This window comes from Microcystis sp. LEGE 08355 (assembly GCF_015207185.1).
GTDB lineage: Bacteria > Cyanobacteriota > Cyanobacteriia > Cyanobacteriales > Microcystaceae > Microcystis > Microcystis panniformis.
This window is the reverse complement of sequence record NZ_JADEXI010000548.1, coordinates 1-3,118: the sequence shown is the minus strand read 5'-3', so window position 1 is coordinate 3,118 and position 3,118 is coordinate 1. Positions and strand designations below refer to the sequence as shown.

At 44.9% G+C, this 3,118-nt stretch carries 3 protein-coding genes; all 3 read right to left on the bottom strand.

All coding sequences use genetic code 11. The annotated features are described in order from the left end of the window. Nucleotides 1-732 (bottom strand): long-chain acyl-[acyl-carrier-protein] reductase (locus tag IQ242_RS20850; protein WP_193961264.1); only part of this gene is annotated, 732 nt, incomplete at its 3' end. Between the two features lie 147 nt (nt 733-879). Beyond that, nucleotides 880-1,575: an aldehyde oxygenase (deformylating) gene (locus IQ242_RS20845; RefSeq protein ID WP_002764635.1), complete on the bottom strand. Its 696-nt coding sequence runs from the start codon at nt 1,573-1,575 to the stop codon at nt 880-882. Between the two features lie 228 nt (nt 1,576-1,803). Further along, a partial coding sequence (gene zds, locus IQ242_RS20840) for a 9,9'-di-cis-zeta-carotene desaturase (protein ID WP_193961263.1) occupies nt 1,804-3,118 on the bottom strand: 1,315 nt, incomplete at its 5' end.

Genomic DNA, 3,118 nt, shown 5'->3' with positions numbered 1-3,118 from the left:
ATCAATAATAATGCAGGGGCGCTTGAGTTTATCTGGATCAATTTCCACCCCTTTAGGCATACTAGCCACCCAAACAATGATATCAGCCAGGGGTAAAGCCTCCTCTAGGGGGAGAATTTTACCGCGTCCTAACTCCTCTTGCAGAGATTGTAAACGCTCTTGATTGCGTGCCACACATATTAGTTCTTTTGTATCGGTTTTTTCATTTAACCAACGACAAACGGCGCTGCCGATATCTCCAGTTGCCCCGCAAACCACGACGGTAGATTGAGCTAAATCGATGCCCATTTTTTCAGCGAGGGTTTCTACTTGAGTGCAGATGACGTAAGCGGTGTGGGTGTTACCGGTGGTGAAACGGCCAAAATCTAGCTCGATATTCCGCACCTGTCGATTATCTTTGAGATTAAACTCCTCGAAAATAATTGAAGAAAAACCGCCGAGTGCGGTGATATTGATATCACTTTTTTGAGCGAGTGCCATGGCATTGAGCACCTTACGAATAGCAGACTTTACCCAACGATTCGACAACATCTCCGGTAAAAAACAGGATTCGATGTATTTACCCGTGATGGTTTGTCCCGTGATGCTGGTGACATGAAAATCATCGACAATTTGCGGGGGGGCAGCGCACCAAAAATCTAATCCCTGGTTAGCATATTCAGGATAACCTAGATCGTCGGCGACCGATTGGGCGTGTTCTAAACTGGTAAGATGACCTATAAGACCAAACATTGATTGTTCTTTCGTTAGACTAGATGGCACTAGATAAAAATGAGGATATTGCTAAGAAATCGTTAAGACTCTTAAATATATTACACAAAAGCGCCGCTCTGTGTGGAGCGGCAGCAGGGTAAAAAAAGAAATCTCGATGCTCAAGCGTTAGACAGCAGTTAATCCGTAGGCAGACATCCGCATGATATCACGGGTGCTGAAACCGATATTGCTTAAAGCTTCCCCGTAGCTAATCATAAAGTCTTCCACGAGGGCCTCTTTTTCCATAGCGAGAACGCGAGCATCATCCTCGACTTGATTGAGCATTTTCCAGACAATGGGTAGATTAGCGCGATTTGCCGCTTCTAATTCCTCTTTAGCGGTTTCAAAGTTCGCTTTTAGCCATTCTTCGCCAAAATTGAGGTGTAAATATTCGTCTTTAACTACGCCTTCAGTAATTTTACGGGCAAAAGGATCAGCAACAGGAATATAAATATTATAGGCAGCGATCGCGAAAGCTTCGATAATCAAAGATTGGATTAATAAACAGGTGACAACTTTACCTTCTGCGTAGGCAATTTGGAAGTTATTGTGCAGAGAGGAAAAGAATTCTTTGGCATAATCCATATCAGGAGTGATTTGCAAATTTCGGCCGCAAGCTTGAAAACCTTTCATGTGACGGTTTTCCATTTTTGCCAGACGGTGTAACTCTTCTTTGTTATCGGTGAGGATGTCTGCTAATTGAATATAATTGCTATTGGCCTCGTATTCGCCTTCAATAACGATGGCATTAATGCGACTATAGGCTGATTTATAGGTTTCGCTGGTGAAATCAAGCTCTAATGGTACAGCAAGCTCTGGCATAAACTCGATTGACTCCTATTTCTGACGAGATTTTTCCGACGTTCTTTCCAGTCTAGGGTAAGCCTTCTAGATGGAGTGATCTTTTTACGAGTCTAGCTTGATCGGTCTTTTTTGTATAGCTTGGCCTGAGGGCTGACTTGCCAAGTTAGCTATAGCGGTTATCTTTTGCCACTGAAAACAAATCTAGAGGCAATCCCTTCTTAAGGGACGAGATTGCCGGCTGTTTGCTCAAACCGTGGCTAAAGATTTCCGGCGCTCGGCCTGTTGTAGGATCGCTTTGGCTGCCTGTTTACCGGATAAAGTGGCTCCTTCCATGCTATCAATGTAATCCTGTTGAGTATAACTACCAGCAAGGAAAAAGTTAGGGATAGGAGTCGCTTGCGAGGGACGATAGACATCCATCCCCGGTGCTTCCCGATAAAGACTCTGGGCCAATTTCACCACACTAAACCAAGTCATCTTTAACTCCCGCGAGGAGGGAAATAACTTATGGACCTGCGCTAAAACGTGCTGGGCAATATCTTCATTTTTAGCTTTAATAAAAGGATCCCCGGGGGTTAAAACCAACTGTAATAAAGAACCTTCTCCGGGGCGATAATAATCCCTAGGACTGGTGAGAGCAAGATCTGCAAAACAGGAAAAATCCGCTTGGTGGGTGTACAAAAGATTGTCAATTCCCACCGCTTTTTGCAGTTGTCGGCGTTTTTCGGCATCATTTAACTCCGTCACCCAACCGTCAAAACGCAATTGTACCGTAGCGACGGGGACGGCTTCTAGTCGGAAAATATTGTCAAAAATCGGCATTTTTCGCCAATCTTGGGGAATAAGACGCTGAATACCGGGGACATCACCAGCGCAAACGTAGGCATCTGCGGTGATAGTTTCTGTGGTTTCTCCGTTAGCGACGATCATGCCATTAACTTGCAGATTTTCGCCCTCTCCAGAATAGAGAATTTCCCGCACTTGACGACGGGTGGAGATTTTGGCACCCCGGGCTTCCAGATAGTTAATAATCGGTTTATGCAGGTATTCGTGGGGGGAACCTTCCAACATCCGCAGGACGGAAGCTTCGGTTTTAGCGGCGAAAAATTGGAAAATCGTCAGCATACAACGGGCCGAGATATTTTCCGTATCGATAAATCCTAAGGCATAGGCGATCGGATTCCACATTTTTTTTAAACTGCCTTCATTACCGCCATGGCTACGAAACCAATCAGCAAAGCTAATCGAGTCCAGATCCCGAATCGTTTTCATCGCTCCTTGAAAGTCTATCAGACCGCGGACGATGGGACTGGTACCTAAGGCCAGAGAATTAAAGATTTTATCGGCTGCCGAGAGTTGGGAGGAGGTAAAAAAGGCTTTTAAACCGTTAAAAGGCGCACCCGCGGCGAAACGAAAGTCTAATTCGCCGATTTTTCCTCCTTCGTTGATAAAAGTGTGGGTGTGTTCTTTGAGCAGTAGGGATTGAAAAGCGCCCACTTTTTTCATTAACTCAAAAAGATTATAGTAACAGCCAAAAAAGACGTGCAGGCCCATCTCGATG